This is a genomic window from Streptomyces sp. NPDC002276 (assembly GCF_053891435.1).
On the sequence record NZ_JBSFCQ010000004.1, the window covers coordinates 1 to 25,702 of the forward strand.

Here is a 25,702-nt window from a genome sequence, read left to right on the forward strand (position 1 = left end):
CCGGCGGGTGTCGAGGGCGTGCTGCAATACAGCAGTGACCTCTTCGATGTCACCACCGCCGAGAAGCTCTGCTCCCGGCTCGTGCTGTTGCTTGCCTCGGTCGTCGCCTGTCCGGACGGTGCCCTCAGCGGTATCGATCTCCTCCTGCCGGGAGAGCGGCACACGCTGCTCGCCGAGTGGAACGCCGACGCGCACACCGCATCCCAGGCCTCCGACACGACACTGCCCGAACTGTTCACGGCACAGGCAGCACGCACACCCGAAGCCCCGGCGGTCGTCTTCGAGGGCAAGACGCTGACCTACGCGGAAGTCAACGCGCGCGCCAATCGGCTCGCCCATCTGCTGATCGCACACGGCGTCGGTCCCGAAAGCGTCGTGGCACTGTCGGTACCTCGCTCCGACAACATGATCGTGGCGCTCCTCGCCATCCTGAAGGCCGGCGCCGCCTACCTTCCGGTGGACCCCGGTTACCCGGCCGAGCGGATCGCCTACATGCTCGACGACGCCGAGCCGCGGATGGTGCTCACGGTCACCGGGACGACCACGACCCGGACCGCGGCCGACGGCGGGACCGTACTGCTCCTCGACACCCCCGAGACGGCCGAACTGCTCGCCGGGCACCCCGACCACAACCCCACCGACGCCGACCGTGCCGCACCGCTGCGGCCGCAGCATCCCGCGTACGTGATCTACACCTCGGGCTCCACCGGCCGGCCCAAGGGCGTCGTGGTCTCCCACTCCAGCGCCGTCGACCTCGTGACCTGGGCGGCCACCGACATCGGACCCCGACAGCTCAGCCGCGTCCTCGCATCGACTTCGCTCAACTTCGACGTCTCGGTCTTCGAGATGTTCGGACCACTGTGCTGCGGCGGGAGCATCGAGGTGGTGCGAGACCTGCTCGCCCTCACCGAACGGACCGCGGACGGCTGGTCGGGCAGCCTCGTCAGCGCCGTGCCGTCGGCGATCGCCCAGGTCCTCGCGCACGGCGAGGTGAACGCCCGCGCAGAAACCGTTGTCCTGGCCGGCGAGGCCCTGTCCGCCCACGCCGTCACCGCCATCCGCTCCGCCATCCCGGGCTGCCGTATCGCCAACATCTACGGCCCGACCGAGGCCACCGTCTACGCCACCGCCTGGTACAGCGACCGTGAAGCGGACCCGGGCACACAGGCACCGCCGATCGGCCGTCCCATCTCCAACACCCGGGCGTATGTGCTCGACTCCGGGCTGCGGTTGGCGCCCGTGGGCGTCACGGGAGAGCTCTACCTCGCCGGTGACGGTCTGGCCCGCGGCTATCTGAGGCGTCCCGGGCTGACGGCTGAGCGGTTTGTGGCGGATCCGTTCGGTGGCCCGGGCGGCCGGATGTATCGCACGGGTGATGTGGTGCGGTGGCGTGCGGACGGGGTGATCGAGTACGTCGGCCGTGCGGATGAGCAGGTGAAGATCCGCGGTTTCCGGATCGAACTGGGCGAGATCGAGGCGGCTCTGGCGCGGCATCCGCAAGTGCGGCATGCGGCGGTGATCGCCCGGGAGGACCGGGCGGGCGAGAAGCAGCTGGTGGCGTATGTCGTGGCCGACGATGCGGCGGATGTCGCGGGGCTGCGCAAGCACCTCGGCGCGGAGTTGCCGGAGTACATGGTGCCGTCCGCCGTGATCCCACTGGACCGCCTGCCGCTGACACCGAACGGGAAGCTGGACCGGAAGGCGCTGCCCGCCCCCGTGTACGCCGCCGCTGCTCCCCGTGCCCCGCGCACCCCGCACGAGGAGGGGCTGTGCGCTCTCTTCGCCGAGGTGCTGGGGGTGGAGACGGTAGGCGTCGACGACAGCTTCTTCGACCTCGGGGGGCATTCCCTCCTCGCCACCCGGCTCGTCAGCCGTATCCGCACGGTGCTCGGCACGGAACTGCCGATCAAGGCTGTCTTCGAAGCACCGACGGTGAGCCTGCTGGCCGAGCGCTTCGGCGACAGCGAAAGGCGCCGCATGCCTCTGGTCCCCGTCGAACGGCCGGGCATCGTGCCGCTGTCGTTCGCGCAGCGCCGCCTCTGGTTCCTGCACAAGCTGCATGGCCGGACGGCGACGTACAACCTGCCGGTGGCACTCCGGCTGACCGGGCCGGTGGACGTCGAGGCACTACACGTGGCCCTGCTCGATGTGCTGGCCCGGCACGAGTCGCTGCGCACGGTGTTTCCCGAGTTCGACGGTGAGCCGTTCCAGCTCGTCATGGACCCGGAGGACGCGGAACTCCCGTGGGAACGGCGCTCGTTGACGGAGGCCGAATTGCCGGCGGCTTTGGAGGAGGCCGCCGGGTACGGATTCGAGCTGGCCGCCGAAGTCCCCGTACGCGCCTGCTACTTCGACGTCGGCCCCGACGACGGCGTCCTGCTGTTGCTGCTGCATCACATAGGCGGCGACGGCTGGTCGGTGAGCCCGCTCGTGCGTGACGTCCTCTCCGCCTACACCGCCCGTGCGCGTGGAGAGGCGCCTTCGTGGGCCTCGCTGCCGGTTCAGTACGTCGACTACACGCTCTGGCAGCGTGCTCTGCTCGGCGACGAGCACGACCCGGACAGCATCTACAACAGCCAAGTCGGTTACTGGCGTCGGCAGTTGGCAGGGTTGCCGGAGCAGCTCAGCCTTCCCGTGGACCGGCCGCGTCCCGTCACTCCCTCGCACCTGGGGGACTCCGTGCTCCTGGAGTGGAGCCCGGAGCTGCACGAGCGGCTCGTGGCGTTGGCGCGGAGGACGAACACCACCCTCTTCATGGTGCTACAGGCAGGACTGTCCGCCCTGCTGACCCGCCTCGGCGCGGGCACCGACGTCGCCCTGGGCTCCTCCATCGCGGGCCGGATGGACGATGCTCTGGACGACCTCGTGGGCTTCTTCGTCAACACGCTCGTCCTGCGCACCGACACCTCCGCCGACCCCACCTTCGAGGAACTCCTCGCCCGCGTGCGCACGACGAATCTGGCCGCCTACGCGCACCAGGACGTGCCGTTCGAGCATCTGGTCGAGCTCCTCAACCCGCCGCGCTCCGCCTCACAGCACCCCTTCTTCCAGATCATGCTCGTCCTCCAGGCCGGCCTCACCCCCGAGTTCGATGTCCCCGGCCTGTCGGTGGGCGCGGAGCAGGCGGACCCCGAGACGGCCAAGTTCGATCTCGCCGCGCACCTCAGGGAGCAGTACGACGAAGCGGGCCGGCCGACTGGCGTTTTCGGCGTACTGCGGTACGCGAAGGACCTGTTCGACCGCCCGACGGTCGAGGGGCTGCTGGCCCGGTGGGCGCGATTGCTGGAACAGGTGGCGGCCGACCCCTCGCTGCGCATCGGGCAGGTGGACCTGCTGGGCGACACCGAGCGCGGCCGGATGCTGACCGAGTGGAACGACACGGCCGTCGAGGTGCCCGAGGCGACCCTGGCCGAACTGTTCGAGATCCAGGTGCGGCGAGCACCGGACGCCGTGGCCCTGGTGTGCGACGAAGAGAGCCTGGTGTACGGCGACTTGAACGCCCGGGCCAACCGCAGGGCGCACTGGCTGATCGCGCGGGGCGTGAGGCCCGAGGATCTGGTGGCGGTGGTGCTGTCGCGATCGGTCGACCTGCTGGTGGCGATCCTCGCGGTGCTCAAGTCCGGTGCTGCCTACGTACCCGTGGACCCCGAATACCCGGCCGAACGCCGCGCGTTCATCCTCGCCGACTCGGCACCGGTCGTCGTCCTGGACGAGGAGACGATGCGCCTCGACGTCTCCTCGTTCCCCGACACCGATCCCGAGCCCGACGTCGATCCGCGGCATCCCGCCTACGTCATCTACACCTCGGGTTCCACGGGAACCCCCAAGGGCGTCGTGGTGGAGCACCGGTCCATTGTCAACTACCTCAACTGGTCGACCCACCACTACCCCGCGGCACGCGGCGCCACCCTGGTGCCGACGTCCATGGCGTTCGACCTCACGATCACGGGCCTGTACACCACCCTGACCGTGGGCGGGCGGGTCTACCTGTCGACGTTGCAGGACGCGCCGTCGAACAACGCCGATGTCCCCGTGGCCCTGCTGAAGGCCACTCCCTCGCATCTGCCGATGCTGGCGAAGCTGCCGAAGGCATGGTCGCCCGGCGAGATGCTGATCCTCGGCGGTGAGGCACTGACCGGCGAGGCCGTCGCCCAATGGCGCAAGGACCACAAGCGGGTCACGATCGTCAATGACTACGGACCGACCGAAACCACCGTCGCCTGCACGGAGTTCCGTATCGGTCCCAGGGACACGGTGCCGTCGGGGCCGATCCCGATCGGCCGCCCCTTCTGGAACATGCGCGTCTACGTCCTCGACTCCCGCCTCGACCTGGTGCCCACCGGCGCGGTCGGTGAGCTCTACGTGTCCGGCGAGCAGCTGGCACGAGGCTATCTGGGCCGTACAGGCCTCACGGCCGAGCGCTTCGTGGCGAACCCCTTCGAGCCCGGCGCGCGCATGTACCGGACGGGCGACCTGGCCCGCCGGCTCCCCGACGGCCAACTGGTGTACGTGGGGCGCAGCGACGAACAGGTCAAGATACGGGGGTTCCGCATCGAGCCCCATGAGATCGCCACCGTCCTGCTGACGCATCCCGCGGTGGACCAGGCCGTCGTCGTGCCCCGGGAGATCCACGGGAGCGTCCAGCTGATCGGCTACGTGGTGGCCGCGGCCGCTGCGGACGCGTCCGAAGCCGTCGAGCGGGACGGTGTGGACACCGGCGCGCTGCGCGACTATCTCGCCGACCGCCTGCCCGAACACATGGTCCCGGCGACCGTGGTGGCGATCGACGCCGTGCCCCTGACGCCCAACGGCAAGGTGGACCGGCGGGTGTTGCCCGCACCGGACTTCGGCAGCGCGGGTGGGCGCGCGCCGCGCACCCCGCAGGAGGAGACGCTCTGCGCGTTGTTCACCGAGGTCCTGCAACTGGACCGGGTGAGCATCGACGACAACTTCTTCGGCCTCGGGGGCCACTCGCTCCTGGCGACCCGGCTGGTCAGCCTCATCCGCTCGGAGCTGGGGGCGGAGATCCCCATCGCCGCCGTGTTCGAGGCTCCGACCGTCGCCGGACTCGCGGCACTCCTGGAGCTGGGCGGTTCCACTCGCGCCCCCCTGGTGCCCATGCCCCGGCCCGATGTGCTGCCGCTCTCCTTCGCTCAGCGTCGGCTGTGGGTCCTGGATCGCCTTGAGGGCCCGACGTCCGCCTACAACTGGCCCTTGGTCGTCCGCTTGTCCCCGTCGCTGGACGAGGACGCGCTGCGGGCGGCCCTGCGGGATCTGGTGGAGCGCCATGAGCCGCTGCGCACGGTCTTCCCCGAAGCGGGCGGCGAACCGCGCCAGGTGGTGCTCGCGCCGGCCGAAGCCCCGCTCGACCTGCGGGTCGAGCGGGTGGCGCGGGACCGGCTGCACCAGGCCGTGCAGGAGGCGATCGGCCGCCCCTTCACCCTCGACAGCGCACCGCCTGTGCGGGCGTCGCTGTTCGTACCCGACACAGAGTCCGGCGGCATGCCCGAAGGGCCCGTCCTGGCGGTCGTGATGCACCACACCGTCAGCGACGGCGCTTCACGGGCTCCCCTGATGAAGGACCTCAAGACGGCCTACGAGGCACGGCTCGCGGGGAGGGCCCCCAACTGGCAGCCGCTGCCCGTCCAGTACGCGGACTACGCGCTCTGGCAGCACGAGTTGCTCGGTGACACCGACGACCCGGACAGCCTGATGTCGCGGCAGGTGGCGTACTGGAAGGACGCCCTCGACGGCATCCCCTTCCAGATCGAACTGCCCACGGACCGGCCCCGGCCGATGGTGTCGAGCTACCGCGGCGACACCGTCACCTTCGCCCTGGACGCCGAACTGTACACCGCGCTGCGCGGCCTGGCGGCCGACTCCCGCTCGACCATGTTCATGGTCCTCCAGGCGGGTTTCGCCGCCCTCCTCAGCCGGCTCGGCGCCGGAGACGACATCTCCGTCGGCGTGCCCATCGCGGGCCGCGCCGACGAGGCGCTGAACGACCTGGTCGGCTTCTTCGTCAACACCCTGGTGCTGCGGACGGACACCTCGGGCGACCCCCGGTTCGACGAACTCCTCGCACATGTCAGGGAGCGCTCACTCGGGGCGTACGCCCACCAGGACCTGCCGTTCGAGTACCTGGTCGAGGCACTGAACCCGGTGCGTACCCGGTCCGGCAACGCCCTGTTCCAGGTGATGTTCGCGCTCCAGAACACGGACATGTCGACGCTTCACCTCCACGACGAAGAAGTCGCCGACTACCCCTTGGACCAGGACAGCGCCAAGTTCGACCTCTCCTTGCATCTCGTCGAGATCGAGTCGGACGAGGGCGGGCCCGCCGGGATCGCCGGGGTCCTGGAGTACGCCACGGAGCTGTTCGACGCCGCCACGGTGGAGCGGATCGCCGCCCGGTACGAGCGGCTGCTCCGGGCGATGACACTCGACCCGACCGCGCGGATCTCGGAGGCCGAACTGCTCTCCGCCGAGGAACGGGCAACGGCGCTGGACGCTCCGGCGTATACGGCGACGCCACCGGCCGCCACGCTTCACGGACGCTTCGAGTCGCAGGCGGCGCTGACGCCCGCTGCCGTCGCCGTGTACGCCGGAGCCGAGCGGAGCGACTACGCCACCCTCAACGAGCGCGCCAACCGACTGGCTCGCCTGCTCGTCGGCCGAGGGATCGGCGGTGAGGACGTCGTGGTGCTGGCACTCCCTCGGTCGGTGGACCTGGCCGTCGCCATGCTGGCCGTCCTCAAGGCCGGTGCGGTCTTCCTCTGCGTGGATGCCGACGGCGGTCCTTCCGGCCTCCTGGAAGGTTTCGACGGCCCGGTACCGGACGCCCTGATCACCACGGCGGAAATCCAGCGTGGATTCACGGAGTCGCCGCCGGTCACCGTGTGTCTCGGTGTCACCGAAACCGAGGCCGGGCTGGCGGCCCACGCGCCGCACGACCTCACCGACACCGAACGGGCAACGCCTGTACACGCCCACAGCGCGGCGTACATCGCGCACACCGCGAGGACGCGGACGGGCGTCGTGCTCTCCCACGCGAACGCGGCCGAAGTCCTCGACTCGCTCCTCGAACGCGTGCCGATGGGCAAGGACGACCGGATACTGGCCGCCACGGCGGCCGGTCACGGCACCGCGGTACTGGAGCTGTTCGCCGCGCTCCTCTCGGGCGGCAGCGTGGTCATCGCGCCGTCCGCGGCCCTGCACGATGCGGCGGCCCTGCGTCGCCTCCTCGTGGACAGCGGCACGAACGTCTTCCTGACGACGCCTTCCGTCCATCGCTCGCTGATGTCCACGCACCCCGACGGGCAGGGCCGCGCATCCCTCGCCGGCCTTCGCCTGCTGATCGGTGGCGAGCCCCTGCGCGCCCCGCAGAGGGACGCGGTCGGTCTCTACGGGACGACGGAGACCACGGGTTGGGTGACCGCCGTCGAGCCGCCGCGGCCCGGTGCCGCCGACCTCGCCCCGTCGGACCGGCCGACGCTCGGAACACCCCTCGGCGACTCCCGGCTGTATGTCCTCGACTCCCGGCTGCGGCCGGTGCCGGACGGAGTCGTGGGCGAACTGTATGTGGCGGGCCCGGTCCTGGGCCGCGGCTACCGGGACCGGCCCGGGCTCACCGCCGCACGGTTCGTCGCGAACCCGTACGACGGATCCGGCAGCCGGATGTTCCACACGGGCGACCTGGTGAAGCGGCGGGCCGGAGGCGGCCTGGAGTTCGTCCGCAGGGCCGACGAACCCGTCACCGTGGGCGGGGTCCGCATGGACCTGCGGGGAATCGAGGACGCGGTCGAGGCGGAGAGCGACATCGCCGTCGCCGCCGTCCAGGTGCGGGAGGACGGTGGTGCACCGCGGCTGGTGGCCCACGTCGTGCCCGCACGCCGAGACGCCGGTGACCCGGACGTCGCGGACCTGCGCGAACGTCTGCGGCGACGGATGCCGGAGCATCTCGTACCGGCCGTTTTCGTGGCCCTCGACGGCCTGCCCCTGACCCCGGCCGGCAGGCTGGACCACGCCGCGCTGCCGGCCCCCGGCCACCAGGACTCCGATCCGGCGCGCGGGCCCCGGACACCGGAGGAGGAGACGCTGTGCGGCCTCTTCGCCGAGGTCCTCGGGGTGGAGCGGGTGAGCATCGACGACAGCTTCTTCGCTCTCGGAGGCCACTCCCTCTCGGCCATCCGCCTGCTGGTACGCGTACGTGGGGCGCTGGGCGTGGAGGTGCCCCTCGGGGCGCTGTTCGAGGCCCCGACCGTCGCCGGTCTCGCCGCCCGGCTCGACGGGGACGGCCCGGTACGTCCGTCGCCGGCGCCTCAGCTCCGTCCCGAGGCGGTTCCGCTCTCCTTCGCCCAGCGGCGCCTGTGGTTCCTGCACAAGCTGGAGGGCCGCTCGGCCACGTACAACGTCCCGTTCGCGGTGCGCCTCAAGGGCCCCGTCGACGAGGTGGCCCTGCGGGCAGCCCTCCTCGACGTGATCACTCGTCACGAGGCACTGCGCACGGTCTTCCCCGAGAGCGACGGGGAGCCCCGCCAAGAGGTCCGGGACATCGGCGAGGCCGACTTCGGCTGGCGGATCCGCCGCGCAGCTGAATCGCAGCTGTCGCAGCGGCTGACGGACGCCGCGCTGTACACGTTCGACCTGTCCTCCGAGATCCCGGTGCGCGCCGAGCTGTGGCAGGTCGGCGACGAGGAGGGCGACGTCTCCTCCCGCGTGCTGATGGTGCTCATGCACCACATCGCGAGTGACGGCTGGTCACTGCTGGTCTTCCTCCGCGACCTTTCCACCGCGTACGACGCCCGGCGCGGCGGCGGGTCGCCCCGGTGGGCCGACCTGCCGGTGCAGTACGTCGACTACACCCTGTGGCAGCGGGACTTCCTCGGCGACGAGGAGGACCCCGACAGCACGGCCGGGAAGCAGATCGCGTACTGGCGCGAGGTGTTGGCGGGGGCGCCGGACGAACTGACCCTGCCGGTCGACCGCCCCCGGCCGGCGGAGCCGAGCTACGCGGGCGCGACCGTCCCGTTCGAGCTGCCCGCCGAACTCCACCGCGCCGTCGTCTCCTTGGCGGCACACTCCGATGCGAGCCCGGCCATGGTGCTCCAGACCGCCGTGGCGGTCCTGCTGTCCAAACTGGGGGCCGGTGACGACATCGTCCTCGGCACCGACACGGCGGGCCGGGTCGACGAGGCCCTGGAGGACCTGATCGGGTTCTTCGTCAACATGCTCGTGTTGCGGACCGATCTCTCCGGAGACCCCGGCTTCGGCGAGCTGGTCCAGCGGGTCCGGGAGTCGAGCGTTTCCGCGTACGAGCACCAGGACCTTCCGTTCGAGCGCCTCGTCGAGATCATCAATCCGAGCCGGTCCGTCGCACGGCACCCGCTGTTCCAGGTCCTGGTGAGCTTCGGTGTCAGGGGAGAGAGCGCGGAGCAGGGCGCGGGAGACCTCGATGCCGAGTGGCTCCCTCTTGACACGGACGCGGCCAAGTTCGACTTGGAGTTCTCCTTCAACGAGCGCCTCGCGGAGGACGGAACGCCCGATGGGATCGTGTGCTCCCTGCGTTACGCCACAGAGCTCTTCGACCGCTCGACCGCGCTGACCTTCACCGATCGCCTGACCGCGTTGCTGGATGCCGCGACCGCCGACCCCGCCCAGAAGGTCAGTGGGCTGGACGTGCTCACACCTGAGGAGTACCGGGCCCTGGAGGCGTACGCGGCACGGGCCGGGCGCGTGACGGACGGAAGCCTCGGCACGGCCGCCACCGTGGTCCAGATGTTCGAGGAGCAAGTCGCGGCGACACCCGACGAGACGGCGGTGGTCGCGGAGGACGCGTCGCTCACCTTCGCGCAGCTCAACGCGGAGGCCAACGGACTGGCCCGCCATCTGATCGGCCACGGAGCCGCACCCGCCCAGGTGGTCGCTCTCGCGATGCCACCGTCCACCCGGGCTGTCGTCGGCCTGCTCGCGGTGCTCAAGACCGGCGCCGCCTACTTGGCGCTCGACGTCCCAGCGGGACACCAGGGATGCCCGGAGACCGCCGAGTCGGCCGCCGCGCTCCTGGTCGTCACGGAGACCGGCCTCTACGGACCGGCTGGAGACGGCGCGAGCCGGCCGCTGCTCTCCCACGGCACGCAGCGGGCCGAACCAGGCGCGGCCCACGGTGACGTGACGGACGCGGAACGTACGCGGCCTCTCCTGCCCACGCACCCGGCGCAGACCTTCGCGGAGCCCGCGGCCCGTCCTGTCCCGCACACCGTTCTGGCTGGGCTGCTTGAGGAGCACCGGCGGACCATCTGCGCGCGGGCCGCGGCCGAAGCCGGCCGGCGGTTGCGGGTGGCCACGACCCTGCCGCTCTCCGCCGCCCACTCCTGGGACGCGCTGTCCGCGCTGGTCGCCGGTCATGAACTGCATGTGCTCGGCGTCGAGGGGCGGCAGAGCCCCGAGGAGACCGTGTGGGCCGTCCGGTCAGCGGGGGTCGACCTGCTGGGCACCACACCGCTCCAGGCCGAAGAGCTGCTGTCCGTCGGCCTGTTGTCCGAGGGCGATCACCGGCCGACCACGGTCGTGCTCTCCGGGGACCCGGTCGGCGCGGCGCTGTGGCGGCGACTGACGGAGGAGCCAGGGGTCGAGACGTACGCGGTCCATCGCCCCGATGGCCACGGCGGAGCAGCACTGGCCACCCGTCTCAAGGCCGCCGCGACACCCGTACTCGGCCATCCCGTCGCCGGGACCCGGGCCTACGCGCTCGATACGGCGTCGCACCCCACAGCACCCGGCACGGTGGGCGAACTGCACGTGGCGTACGGCCCGCACCACGATGCTGAATCGCCCCGCGCCACAGGAGAGTTGGTGCGCCACCGTGCGGGCGAGCACGGCCTGGAGCTGGAGTTCGTCGCGCATGCCCGGGACTGCTCGGTCGACGGGAAACCACATCGCGAACCGCGGAACACCGTGGACACGCTCACCTCGCACCCCGCTCTGTCGCAGGCCGTCGTACTCGTACGGAAGGACGCCACGGGACATGAGGTCCTGACCGCCTACGTGGTGCCCCGGCGCACGGACGCGGATCCCGGTCAGGGCTCCGGGCACGGGCCCACCCCTGAGGCGCTGCGGTCCTACGTGGCCGAGCGGCTCTCGGAGATCCACGTCCCCGCAGCCGTGATCCCACTGGATCGGCTCCCGCTCACCGCTCACGGGGAGCTGGACCGGCAGGCGCTGCCGGTACCCCACGCCGTGCCCGCCGAGGGCTTCGGCCAGGGGCCGCGCAATCCCACGGAGGAGCAACTCTGCGCCCTGTTCCAAGAGGTGCTGAACGCACCGCGGGTCTCCGTGGACGACAACTTCTTCGAACTGGGCGGTCACTCCCTCTCCGCGGTCAAGCTGCTGGTCAGGGTGCGTGCCGTGCTGGGCGTCGAACTCCCGGTCAGGGCCATGCTGGAGAACCCCACGGTGGCCGGACTCGCGCGGCGCGTCGCAGGCGACACCGCCGGGAGCGCGCTGGCGGTCGTCCTGCCGCTCAGGGCCCATGGAGACCGTCCTCCGGTCTTCTGCATCCACCCCGGCAGCGGCCTCGGTTGGACGTACTCCGGACTGCTCCGCCACATCGACCAGGACACACCCGTCTACGCCGTGCAGGCACGTGGGCTCTCGGGTGACGAACCCCTGGCGGACTCCGTCGAGGAGATGGCCGAGGACTACGTGGCCCGCATCACCGAGATCCGCCCTGAAGGGCCGTACCACCTTCTCGGCTACTCCTTCGGTGGCGTCGTGGCGCACAAGATGGCGGAGATTCTGGAACGACGAGGGGAACGAGTCGGGTTTCTCGCCCTGCTGGACTGCAATCCGACCCCTGACGTCACCAGGCAGGAAGTCGAGAACGCACAGAACAAGGCCCGGGTGACCGACGTGTACCGCGCCATGCTCGGCATCTTCGACATCGAACTGAGCGACGAGGAAGCCGCCCGGCTCACCGACGAGACGACGGCCCGGCTGCTCAGCACGGAGAACACGGCTCTGGCCGGCATCAAGGAGGCCGAGGCCCGAGCCATGATGCACGTGACGCTCAACAACCTCCATCTCGGCCTGGAGGTGACGCACCGTCCCGTTGCCGCGTCGGCGCTGGTGTTCGCCGCGATCGACGACGAACTGAACCGCCGACTCGAACACGACGAGTGGACTCCCTACGTCAAGGGCGACGTCGATTTCCGGGAAATCGACTGCAAGCACACGCACATGCTCAATCCCGAACCGCTCGGTGAAATCGGGCCGGTCATCGCCGCGAAGCTGCGCGAAGCGTTCCAGGACGCCATGGAGTGACCCCCTCCTTCGACAGCACCATCAGCCGCCGAGCAACGGCACCGGCACTTTCAGGAGAGTGAGCAAGAAGTTGGACACCAAGGCGTCTCCGTCGAACCCCACCCCGCACAATCCTGGCGAGGGCGAGCAGTCGAACCGCACGGACGAGCAGGTACTGCGCGGTCTGATCGCCGAGGTCCTGAATGTGCCGGAGGTCGGTCCGCACGACGATCTCTTCGAACTCGGCGGCCATTCGCTGTCGGCGATCCGGCTGCTCGTCCGGATCCGCGGCGAGTTCGGCGTCACGTTGCAGATCAAGGACATCTTCGAGGCATCGACGGCGGCCGCTCTCGCCGCGCGGCTCCGTGGTGGCTCGAACGGCGCGGCGGGAGACACGGCCCATGCACTGGTGCCGGTGACCCGTCCCGCCAAGGTGCCCCTCTCCTTCGCCCAGCGCCGGCTGTGGTTCCTGCACAAACTGGAAGGCCGCTCCGCCACGTACAACGTGCCGCTGGCGCTGCGCATGTCGGGCACCGTCGACGCCACCGCACTGCACGCCGCCCTGCGCGACGTGATCGCCCGGCACGAGTCGCTGCGCACCGTCTTCCCCGAGGTCGAAGGGGAGCCGTACCAGCTCGTGCTGGAGCCGGCGAAGGCGGAATTCCACTGGGAGCACCAGCGGATATCCGTCCCCGAACTGCCCCGGGCGCTGCGTGAGGCGGCACGCCACGGCTTCGACCTGGCGACCGAAACTCCCCTCCGGGCCAAGCTGTTCCACACGGGGCCCGACGAGGCCACGCTGCTGCTGTTGCTCCACCACATCGCGGCCGACGGCTGGTCGATGGCCCCGCTGGCCATGGACGTCATGAAGTCGTACGCCGCTCGCACCGAAGGCCACGCCCCCGAGTGGTCCGAACTTTCCGTCCAGTACGCGGACTACACCCTGTGGCAGCGTGAGCGCCTGGGCGACGAGTCGGACCCCGAGAGCGACTACGCGCGGCAACTCTCCTTCTGGCAGGAGACTCTGCGGAACCTCCCCTCCGAGGTCACCTTCCCCACCGACCGCCCCCGGACCGCGGCGCCCACCTACGAGGGCGCCCGCCTCGACCTTCGCTTGGACGGTCAACTCCACCAGCGCATGGTGGAGTTGGCGCAGCGGTCGGGCAGCACGGTGTTCATGGTGCTCCAGGCGGGGATGGCGGCGCTTCTGACTCGGCTTGGCGCCGGCCACGACATTCCCCTGGGCAGTGGGGTCGCCGGACGTACCGATGAGGCACTCGACGATCTCGTCGGTCTCTTCGTCAACACTTTCGTCCTGCGTACGGACACGTCGGGGGATCCCACCTTCGAGGAACTCCTGCACCGTGTGCGCGAAACGAGCCTTGCCGCGTACGCGCACCAGGACGTTCCCTTCGAGCACCTTGTCGAACTCCTCAACCCGCACCGCACCACCAGCCACCACCCCCTCTTCCAAGTGGCGATGGTGATGCAGAACGTCCCGCGGGAGGAGTTCCGCCTACCGGACCTCCAAGTGCGGAGCGAATTCATCGGCACCGGCACCTCACGGTTCGACGTACTGATCGAAATGTACGAGCGGCACGGCGCATCAGGTGATCCGGAAGGCATCCAAATCCACGCCGAGTATTCGACCGATCTTTTTGATGGTGTGTCGGTTGAGGGTTTTTTGGCGCGTTGGGTGGGGTTGTTGGAGCAGGTTGTGGTGGATCCGTTGGTGGTGTTGGGGCGTTTGGGGGTGGTGTCCGGTGTTGAGCGTGATCGGCTTGTGGGGGTGTGGAGTGGTTCGGCTGTCGAGGTTCGGGAGGGGGGTTTGGTCGAGCTGTTCGAGGAGTCGGTGGGGCGGTTTCCTGGGGCGGTTGCTGTGGAGTGTGGGCTGGGGTCGTTGACGTATGGGGAGTTGAACGGTCGGGCGAATCGGCTGGCGCGGTGGTTGGTTTCTCGGGGGGTGGGGCCGGAGCGGTTGGTGGGGGTTCTGCTGTCGCGTTCGGTGGAGATGGTGGTGGCGGTTCTCGCTGTGTTGAAGGCGGGGGGTGCGTTTGTTCCGGTGGATCCGGATTATCCGGTGGAGCGCCGGGATTTCATGCTGGCGGATGCGGCTCCGGTGGTTGTGCTGGATGAGGCGGTTCTTGCCCAGGATCTGTCGGGGTTTTCGGATGGGGATTTGGGTGTGCGGGTGGGGCTGGGGTCTGCGGCGTATGTGATTTATACGTCTGGGTCTACTGGGGTTCCGAAGGGTGTGGTGGTTTCACATCGGGGTGTGGCGAGTCTGGCGCACAGTCAGGCGGAGCGGCTCGGGGTGAGTGCCGGGAGTCGGGTGTTGCAGTTCGCGTCGCCGAGTTTCGATGCGGCGGTGTGGGAGTTGGTGATGGCCTTCTCGAACGGCGCCACACTCGTCATACCTGAGGACACGCGTCTGGCCGGAGAGGACCTGCGAGGAACGCTGGAAGGCCGGCGCATCACACACGTGACGCTGCCGCCGTCGGTCCTGGGCACGCTGCCCGCGGGGGCTGAATCCGCGTTGCCGCTCCTGCGATCGGTGGTTCTGGCGGGCGAAGCCGTCTCGCCCGAGTTGGTGACGCGATGGTCGGCGACGGGCCGTCAGGTCGTCAACGCGTACGGTCCGACCGAATCGACTGTGTGCGTGTCGATGGGCGAAGGAACCACGGACACAGTCGTTCCCATCGGCACTGCGGTGACCAACTCACGCGTCTACGTACTGGATTCAGGCCTTGAGCCGTCCCCTGTGGGGGTCGTCGGCGAGCTGTACGTGTCGGGAGCGGGCCTGGCGCGAGGCTATGCGGGCCGTGCCGCCCTGACGGCTGAACGCTTCGTCGCGTGTCCGTTCGCGGCGGGTGAGCGCATGTACCGCACTGGCGATCTGGTGCGCTGGCGCGGTGACGGGCAGTTGGAGTTCGTCGGGCGTGCCGACGAGCAAGTGAAGTTGCGCGGCTTCCGAGTGGAGCCCGGCGAGGTGGAAGCACTCCTGACCGCCGACCCGGGGGTACGCCAAGCGGCCGTGGTGGTACGCGAGGACACACTCGGCGACCAGCGCCTGGTGGCCTATGTGGTGCCGGACCAGACGGTGACCGAAGACGCCCCGGCCGATGAGAACGCCCAGGTGGAGGAGTGGCAGGAGCTTTACGACTCCGTTTACACGGGAGCCGGTGGGTTCGCCTTCGGTGAGGACTTCTCCGGGTGGGACAGTTCTTATACCGGTGAGCCGATTCCGTTGGAGGAAATGCGGGCTTGGCGGGACGCGGCTGTGGACCAGGTTCGTGGGCTGGGTGCGGAACGCGTTCTCGAAATCGGTGTGGGTTCAGGCCTGTTGATGGCGCACCTGGCTCCCCACGTCCGGGAGTACTGGGGTACTGATTTCTCCAGTGCGGTCATCGAGCGGCTGCGGGGCGAAGTCGAAGAGGCGGGTCTTGCTGACCGGGTCCAGCTGCGCTGCCGGCCTGCTGACGCCTTCGAGGGGCTGCCGGCCGGCCACTTCGACACGGTGCTGATCAACTCGGTCATCCAGTATTTCCCCGACCGTGCCTATCTCACCCGGGTTATCGACGGGGCTCTGGATCTGCTTGCTCCGGGCGGTCGTGTCGTCATCGGTGATGTCCGCAACGGTGGAACGCTGCGTGCCCTGCATGCGGCCGTCCACCAATACCGCGGAACGGCGACCCCGACTCTCGTGGACCGTGCCGTCATGCTCGAAAAGGAACTCGTCGTCGCCCCCGAGTACTTCACGTATTTCGCCGAACACGATGAGTGTGTCACCGGGGTCGATATCCGGCTCAAGCAGGGTGAGTATCACAACGAGCTGACCCGCCACCGCTATGAAGTCGTTCTTCACAAGAGCACCCGTGACGTCATCGACCTCGCGAACGCACACCATCTCCCGTGGGAGCCGGACACCGATCTGGCCGAACTTCTCGGCAGCGTGGACGGGCCCGTACGCGTAACGGGAATCCCCAACGCACGCCTGATGACGGATATCGCCGCGGAGCGTCAACTCGACGGGCTCGATGCTCCGTTGAGGGCGGGCGTAGACCCGGACGAGCTGGTCGCACTCGGGGCTCGACACCACCGACGCGTCATCACCACCTGGTCATCCCACTCCGTAGAACTCTTCGACGCCGTCGTCCTCCCGCCGAGCGCCGACGCCGTAGCGCTGTCCGGGACTTACCTGCCGCACGCCACGTCCGGCCCCCGGACGAACAGTCCGCGCACCGCCCGCGGTATCGGAGCGGTCGTGGAGGCGGTACGCCGACGCCTGATCGAGCACCTGCCCGACTACATGGTGCCCTCGGCGGTTGTGGCACTGGGCAGACTGCCGCGTACACCGAACGGAAAGCTCGACCGCAGAGCGCTGCCGATGCCCGACCACGCGATCGGCATCGACCGTCGCGGCCCGCGCACCGCCGAGGAACAGGTGCTGTCCACGCTCTTCGCGGAAGTCCTCGGCATCGACCAGGTCGGCATCGGCGACAGCTTCTTCGACCTCGGGGGGCATTCCCTCCTCGCCACCCGGCTCACCAGCCGCATCCGCAGCGTTCTCGGCGCTGAACTTCAGGTCAGGGACGTCTTCGAGACGCCTACCGTTGCGGGGCTCGCGCAGCGGGTGAACCAGGGCAGTCGAACCCGCGCGGCACTCACCGCAGTTGAGCGCCCCAACCTCATCCCCCTCTCGTTCGCCCAGCGGCGACTGTGGTTCCTGCACAAGCTGGAGGGCCGTTCGGCCACGTACAACATGCCCTTGGCCTTCCGCCTGACGGGGGCCCTGGACTCCGAGGCGTTGCACGGCGCGCTGCGAGACGTCCTTGGCCGGCATGAGTCGCTGCGCACGGTCTTCCCGGAGATCGACGGCCGGCCGTATCAGCGGGTGCTGGACGTCACTAAGGCGGACTTCGGCTGGGAGCACCGCACGGTCGCCGAGTCAGAACTCGCACCGGCGCTCGAAGAGGCGGCACGCCACGGCTTCGACCTCTCCACCGAAATACCGGTGCGCGCTTGGCTCTTCGAGGTGAACGACGGCGAGAGCGTCCTGCTGCTGCTGTTGCATCACATCGCGGCCGACGGCTGGTCGATGGGCCCGTTGGCCCGAGACGTGGTCACGGCATACACCGCCCGGTCCCAGGAAACCGCCCCTCAGTGGACGGAACTCTCCGTCCAGTACGTGGACTACACCCTGTGGCAGCGCGACCTGCTCGGAGAGGAGAGCGACCCGGACAGCCTCTTCCGGCGGCAGATCGACTACTGGACGCGGCAGTTGCACGACATGCCGGAACTGGTGAGCTTCCCCACCGACCGGGCGCGGCCCGCGGTCGCCTCGTACGCAGGGACAACCGCCAAGTTCAGGGTGGACGGTCAACTCCACCGTCGCATGGTGGAGTTGGCGCAGCGGTCGGGCAGCACGGTGTTCATGGTGCTCCAGGCGGGAATGGCGGCGCTGCTGACTCGGCTTGGCGCCGGCCACGACATCCCTCTGGGCAGTGGGGTCGCCGGTCGCACCGATGAGGCACTCGACGATCTCGTCGGTCTCTTCGTCAACACTTTCGTCCTGCGTACGGACACGTCGGGGGATCCCACCTTCGAGGAACTCCTGCACCGTGTGCGCGAAACGAGCCTTGCCGCGTACGCGCACCAGGACGTTCCCTTCGAGCACCTTGTCGAACTCCTCAACCCGCACCGCACCACCAGCCACCACCCCCTCTTCCAAGTCGCGCTCGTCCTCCAGAACACCGCCCAGGGAGACTTCGACCTCCCCGGCCTCCGCGTCCGGCCCAAGGAAGTCGGGACCGGCAGGTCACGCTTCGACATGCTCTTCTCCCTCACGGAGCGCTTCACCGCCGCCGGGGCCCCGGCCGGCATCGAGGCTGAGGTCGAGTACTCCACCGACCTCTTCCACCGGTCCACCATCGAGCAGATCTTCGATCGGTGGACACGTCTCATCGACCAAGTACTGAGCGCTCCGGACCAGCCGATCGGCCTGCTCGGTCTGCTGACGGCCGTCGAGCGACAGCAGGTGCTGACGGAGTGGAACGGCGCCGAGACCGAAGTGCGCCCGGACACGATGGTCGGCCTGCTCGAAGCACAGGTCCGGCGCACCCCCGACGCGGCCGCCGTGCTCTTCGCGAACACCACGCTCACGTACGCCGAACTGCACGGCCGGGCGAACCAGTTGTCTCGTCACCTGGTCGGTTTGGGCGTCGGCCCCGAAAGCGTGGTGGCGGTGGCGCTAGCGCGCTCAGCCGACACGATCGTCGCGTTGCTCGCGGTGATCAAGGCCGGTGGCGCGTATCTTCCGTTGGACCCTGACGATCCGAGCGAGCGCCTGCGCACCATGCTGCTCGATGCGCGCCCGGTGGTGGCCATCGTCTCGGCCAAGAGCCGTCTGATCGCCTCGGGCCAGGGCGTGCCGTGCGTGGTCATCGACGACGAGGAGACAAGCGCCGTCATCGCCGGACAGCCCACGACCGATCTGTCGGCGGACGAGCGCACGGCCGCCCTGACGCCGGGCAACGCGTTCTACGTCATCTACACCTCGGGATCCTCCGGCCGACCCAAGGGCGTCGTGGTCGAGCACCGAGGCATGGCCAACAACCTTCAGTGGATGCGGTCGGCTCACCCTGTGGGCGCGGACGACGTGGTGCTGTTCCGGACCTCGGTGCGGTTCGACTCGGTGGGGCTGGAGATCTGGTACCCGCTGCTGTCCGGGGCCGCGGTCTGTGTGGCGCCCGGCGATGTCATCCGCGATCCGCAAAGGCTTACCTCGTACATCGCGGAGAACGGCGTCACCGTCGCCCAGTTCCCGCCCTCTCTGCTGGCGAACCTGCCCCATCCTCCCGCGACGCACCGCGTCAGCCGCATCTGGTCCAGCGGCGAGGTACTCCGCACTGATCTCGCGGCAGCAATAGCCGATTCCTGGGGGAGCGAACTCTCCAATCTGTACGGCCCGACCGAGATGACCATCCAGGTCGCTTCCTCCACCTGGCAGCGAGTCACGGAGAGAGGCGTAGGCTCCGCGGTCCCCATCGGCCGACCCACTTGGAATACGCGGGTATTCGTGTTGGACGCGCTGCTGGAGCCGGTTCCGGTGGGCGTGGTCGGCGAATTGTACGTCGCCGGTGTTCAGGTGGCTCGGGGCTATCTGGGGCGTCAGGCGTTGACGGCTGAACGCTTCGTCGCGTGTCCGTTCGCGGCGGGTGAGCGCATGTACCGTACGGGCGATCTGGTGCGCTGGCGTAGTGACGGGCAGTTGGAGTTCGTCGGGCGTGCCGATGAGCAAGTGAAGTTGCGCGGTTTCCGGGTGGAGCCGGGCGAGGTGGAATCCCGTCTGTCCGAATGTGCGGGAGTGCGTCAGGCTGCTGTGCTGGTGCGCGAGGACGAGCCTGGTGATCAGCGTCTGGTCGCCTATATCGTTCCCGATCTGGAAGCGGCTGCGGCAGCAGACACCGAAACGATCGGTGACATCCAGGGCAATCAAGTGGCGGAGTGGCGAGAGATCTACGACTCCGTTTACACGGGAGCCGGTGGGTTCGCCTTCGGTGAGGACTTCTCCGGGTGGGACAGTTCTTATACCGGTGAGCCGATTCCGTTGGAGGAAATGCGGGCTTGGCGGGATGCGGCTGTGGACCAGGTTCGTGGGCTGGGTGCGGAACGCGTTCTCGAAATCGGTGTGGGTTCAGGCCTGTTGATGGCTCATCTCGCTCCTCACATGCGGGAGTACTGGGGTACTGATTTCTCCAGTGCGGTCATCGAGCGGCTGCGCGGTGAAGTCGAAGAGGCGGGTCTTGCTGACCGGGTCCAGCTGCGCTGTCGGCCCGCGGATGCCTTCGAGGGGCTGCCGGCCGGCCATTTCGACACGGTGCTGATCAATTCGGTCATCCAGTATTTCCCTGACCGTGCCTATCTCACCCGGGTCATCGACGGGGCTCTGGATCTGCTTGCTCCGGGCGGTCGCGTCGTCATCGGTGACGTCCGCAACGGTGGAACGCTGCGTGCGCTGCATGCGGCCGTCCACCAATACCGCGGAACGGCGACTCCTACTCTTGTGGACCGTGCCGTCATGCTCGAAAAGGAACTCGTCGTTGCCCCTGAGTACTTCGCGCATTTCGCCGAGCACGATGAGCGTGTCACTGCGGTCGATATCCGGATCAAGCAGGGTGAGTATCACAACGAGCTGACCCGCCACCGCTATGAAGTCGTCTTTCACAAGAGCACCCCCGACGTGATCGACCTCGCGAACGCAAGCCTTCTCCCGTGGGAGCCGGACACTGATCTGGCCGAGCTTCTCGGCAGTGTGAACGGGCCCGTGCGCGTAACGGGGATCCCCAACGCGCGCCTGATGGCCGATGTCGCCGCGGAGCGTCAACTCGACGGGCTCGATGCTCCGTTGAGGGCGGGCGTCGACCCGGACGAGCTGGTCGCACTCGGGGCTCGACACCACCGACGCGTTATCACCACCTGGTCATCCCACTCCGTAGAACTCTTCGATGCCGTCGTCCTTCCCGTGACCATGACGGGAACCGCACCTCTCTCCGGCGTCTACGCGCCCCGTGCCACCAGCGGCACGGACACCAACACCCCGGCCGCTGCCCGCGGTATCGGCACAGTGGTCAAAGCGGCCCGTGAATATCTCACCCACCATCTGCCCGATTACATGGTCCCCTCGGCGATCATGGCTCTCCACCGGCTGCCGCTCACACCCAACGCGAAACTCGACCGCAAGGCACTCCCCAAACCCGACCACCTGCCCACCACAAAGACCCGCCACCCCCGCACCCCCCAAGAACAAACCCTCGCCACACTCTTCGCAGAAATACTCGGCATCGACCAAGTCGGCATCGACGACAACTTCTTCGACCTCGGCGGACACTCCCTCCTCATCACGCGCTTGGTAAGCCGGATTCGAAGCACGCTCGGGGTGGAAGTCCAGATTGCGGCGGTATTCGAGGCGCCCACTGTGGCCGAACTGGCGATTCGCCTCACGAACGGCGGCCAGACCCGCAAGGCGTTGGTACCGATGCCACGCCCAGAGGTGGTTCCTCTCTCGTTCGCCCAGCGCCGCCTTTGGTTCCTGCACAAGCTGGAGGGCCGGACGGCGACGTACAACATGCCCCTGGCCTTCCACCTCAGCGGCTCGGTGGATCCGCATGCGCTGCACGCGGCGCTGCGTGACGTGGTGGAACGTCATGAGTCGCTGCGCACCGTCTTCACCGAAGTCGGAGGCGAGCCGTGCCAAGTGGTGCTGGACAGCACCACGGACCGGAATTTCGTGTGGGAGCACCGCGTGGTCGCCGCGGACGAGCTTTCGGCCGAGTTGGAGGAAGCGGCCCGTTATGGCTTCGATCTCTCCACCGAAGTGCCCGTTCGCGTCTGGCTGTTCGAGGTGAGCAAGGGCGAGAGCGTCCTGCTGCTGTTGCTCCACCACATCGCGGCGGACGGCTGGTCGATGGCCCCGTTGGCCCGCGACCTGGTCGCCGCCTACGCGGCACGTGCGCAGCGTAGCTCTCCGCGATGGTGTGCTCTGCCGGTCCAGTACGTCGACTACACCCTGTGGCAGCGTGAGCTGCTGGGGGACGAGTCCGATCCGGAAAGCCCCTATATCCAGCAGATCGATTACTGGCGGCGGCAGTTGACCGGCCTGCCGGAGTTGGTGACCTTCCCCACCGACCGTCCTCGACCGACCGTCGCCACCTACAAGGGCACCCATCTCGAATTCGAGCTGAGCCCCGAACTCCATCAGGGGCTGATACGGCTGGCGCAGCGGTCGGGCAGCACGGTGTTCATGGTGCTGCAAGCGGGAATGGCGGCGCTGCTGACTCGGCTTGGCGCCGGCCACGACATTCCCCTGGGGAGTGGGCTGGCCGGACGTACCGATGAGGCGCTCGACGATCTCGTGGGTCTCTTCGTCAACACTTTCGTTCTGCGTACGGACACGTCGGGGGATCCCACCTTCGAGGAGCTCCTGCACCGTGTGCGCGAAGCCAGTCTTGCCGCGTACGCGCACCAGGACGTTCCCTTCGAGCACCTTGTCGAACTCCTCAACCCGCACCGCACCACCAGCCACCACCCCCTCTTCCAAGTCGCGCTCGTCCTCCAGAACACCGCCCAGGGAGACTTCGACCTCCCCGGCCTCCGCGTCCGGCCCGAGGAAGTCGGGATCGGCAGGTCGCGTTTCGACATGCTGTTCAGCCTTGCCGAGCGGCCCGGGGACCACGGGATCGCTGGAACCGTCGAGTATTCGACCGATCTTTTCGATGGTGTGTCGGTTGAGGGTTTTTTGGCGCGTTGGGCGGGGTTGTTGGAGCAGGTTGTGGTGGATCCGTTGGTGGTGTTGGGGCGTTTGGGGGTGGTGTCCGGTGTTGAGCGTGATCGGCTTGTGGGGGTGTGGAGTGGTTCGGTTGTAGCGGTTCGGGAGGGGGGTTTGGTCGAGCTGTTCGAGGAGTCGGTGGGGCGGTTTCCTGGGGCGGTTGCTGTGGAGTGTGGGATTGGGTCGTTGACGTATGGGGAGTTGAACGGTCGGGCGAATCGGCTGGCGCGGTGGTTGGTTTCTCGGGGGGTGGGGCCGGAGCGGTTGGTGGGGGTTCTGCTGTCGCGTTCGGTGGAGATGGTGGTGGCGGTTCTCGCTGTGTTGAAGGCGGGGGGTGCGTTTGTTCCGGTGGATCCGGAGTATCCGGTGGAGCGCCGGGATTTCATGCTGGCGGATGCGGCTCCGGTGGTTGTGCTGGATGAGGCGGTTCTTGCCCGGGATCTGTCGGGGTTTTCGGATGGGGATTTGGGTGTGCGGGTGGGGCTGGGGTCTTCGGCGTATGTGATTTATACGTCGGGGTCCACTGGGGTTCCGAAGGGTGTGGTGGTTTCACATCGGGGTGTGGCGAGTCTGGCGCACAGTCAGGCGGAGCGGCTCGGGGTGAGTGCCGGTAGTCGGGTGTTGCAGTTCGCGTCGCCGAGTTTCGATGCGGCGGTGTGGGAGTTGGTGATGGCGTTCACAAACGGCGCCACACTCGTCATACCCGATGGGAAGGACCTGACGGGCGATGCTCTCGGGGAATTGCTGGCCACCGAGGGCGTGACGCACGCGCTTATTCCACCATCGGTGGTCGCAACGATTCCGGTGAGTGATGCTGAGAGGCTCACTGCTTTGGAATGCCTGGTACTTGGCGCCGAGGCGGTGCCGCCCGAATTGGCGAAGCGATGGTCGATGCCGTCCCGGCGCGTGGCGAACGCCTACGGACCGACCGAGTCCACCGTGTGCGTCACGCTGAGCGAAGGGGCTTCGGGCGGTACGTTTCCGATCGGTACCGCGGTGGCGAACACTCGGGTGTTCGTGTTGGACGCGGCGCTGGAGCCGACCCCTGTGGGGGTCGCCGGTGAACTGTACGTGTCGGGAGCGGGCCTGGCGCGAGGCTATGCGGGCCGTGCCGCCCTGACGGCTGAACGCTTCGTCGCGTGTCCGTTCGCGGCGGGTGAGCGCATGTACCGTACCGGCGATCTGGTGCGCTGGCGTAGTGACGGGCAGTTGGAGTTCGTCGGGCGTGCCGATGAGCAAGTGAAGTTGCGGGGCTTCCGGGTGGAGCCGGGCGAGGTGGAATCCCGTCTGTCCGAATGTGCGGGAGTGCGTCAGGCAGCTGTGCTGGTGCGTGAGGACGAGCCTGGTGATCAGCGTCTGGTCGCTTATATCGTTCCCGATCTGGAAGCGGCTGCGGCAGCAGACACCGAAACGATCGGTGACATCCAGGGCAATCAAGTGGCGGAGTGGCGGGAGATCTACGATTCCGTCTACGCCGGAGCCGGGTCGGGAGTTGCCGGGGCTGCCTTCGGCGAGGACTTCTCCGGGTGGGACAGCTCCTATACCGGTGAGCCGATTCCGTTGGAGGAAATGCGGGCCTGGCGGGACGCGGCAGTGGACCAGGTGCGTGCACTGAGCCCGGAACGCGTTCTTGAAATCGGTGTGGGATCAGGCCTGTTGATGGCGCACCTCGCCCCTCATACTCAGGAGTACTGGGGAACCGACCTCTCCAGCGCGGTCATCGAGCGGCTGCGGGGCGAAGCCGAAAAGGCCGGTCTCGCCGACCGGATCCAACTGCGCTGCCGTCCTGCTGACACCTTCGAGGGGCTGCCAGCCGGCCACTTCGACACGGTACTGATCAACTCGGTCATCCAGTATTTCCCTGACCGTGCCTATCTCGCCCGGGTCATCGACGGGGCTCTAGATCTGCTTGCTCCGGGCGGTCGCATCGTCATCGGTGACGTTCGCAACGGTGGAACGCTGCGTGCCCTGCATGCGGCGGTCCACCGAAACCGCGGAACGGCGACCCCCACTCTCGTGGACCGTGCCGTCATGCTCGAAAAAGAACTCGTCGTCGCCCCCGAGTACTTCACGCATTTCGCCGAACACGATGAGCGTGTCACCGCGGTCGATATCCGGCTCAAGCAGGGTGAGTACCACAACGAGCTGACCCGCCACCGCTATGAAGTCGTCCTTCACAAGAACACCCGTGACGTCATCGACCTCGCGAACGCAAGCCTTCTCCCGTGGGAGCCGGATACCGATCTGGCCGAGCTTTTCGACAGTGTGAACGGGCCCGTACGCGTAACGGGAATCCCCAACGCCCGCCTGATGGCCGATATCGCCGCGGAGCGTCAACTCGACGGGCTCGATGCTCCGTTGAAGGCGGGCGTCGACCCGGACGAGCTGGTCGCACTCGGGGCTCGACACCACCGACGCGTCATCACCACCTGGTCACCCCAGGCCGTAGAACTCTTCGACGCCGTCGTCCTTCCCGTGACCATGACGGGAACCGCACCTCTTTCCGGCGTCTACGCGCCCCGTGCCACCAGCGGCACGGACACCAACACCCCGGCCGCTGCCCGCGGTATCGGCACGGTGGTCAAAGCGGCCCGTGAATACCTCACCCATCACCTGCCCGATTACATGGTCCCCTCGGCGATCATGGCTCTCCACCGGCTGCCGCTCACACCCAACGCGAAACTCGACCGCAAGGCACTCCCCAAACCCGACCACCTGCCCACCACAAAGACCCGCCACCCCCAAACCCCCCAAGAAAAAACCCTCGCCACACTCTTCGCCGAAATACTCGGCATCGACCAAGTCGGCATCGACGACAACTTCTTCGACCTCGGCGGACACTCGCTCCTCGCCACCCGGCTCACCAGCCGCATTCGCGGCGAGCTGGAAGTGGAAGTGTCCATCGGCAAGGTGTTCGAGTTCCCGACCGTGGCGGGGCTGGCCGACTACCTGGCCACGGCACCCGAGAAGCCGAAGGAAATGCGTCCGGCACTGCGTCGTATGGCGCGGCCGAACGGCAAGACCCCCTAAATCCTGGCGAGGGAGCCACTCCCGCCAGGCAGTTGTCCATACGCG

2 protein-coding genes are annotated in these 25,702 nt (G+C 68.2%); both read left to right on the top strand.

Annotated elements, in window-relative coordinates; genetic code table 11:
• Positions 1-18 precede the first annotated feature (18 nt).
• Positions 19-12,321, top strand: a complete 12,303-nt coding sequence (locus ACWIHT_RS12150; protein WP_456167125.1) for an amino acid adenylation domain-containing protein — start codon at positions 19-21, stop codon at positions 12,319-12,321.
• A gap of 58 nt (positions 12,322-12,379) precedes the next feature.
• Positions 12,380-25,657, top strand: coding sequence for an amino acid adenylation domain-containing protein (locus ACWIHT_RS12155; protein WP_456167127.1), 13,278 nt, complete (start codon positions 12,380-12,382; stop codon positions 25,655-25,657).
• Positions 25,658-25,702: the final 45 nt, after the last annotated feature.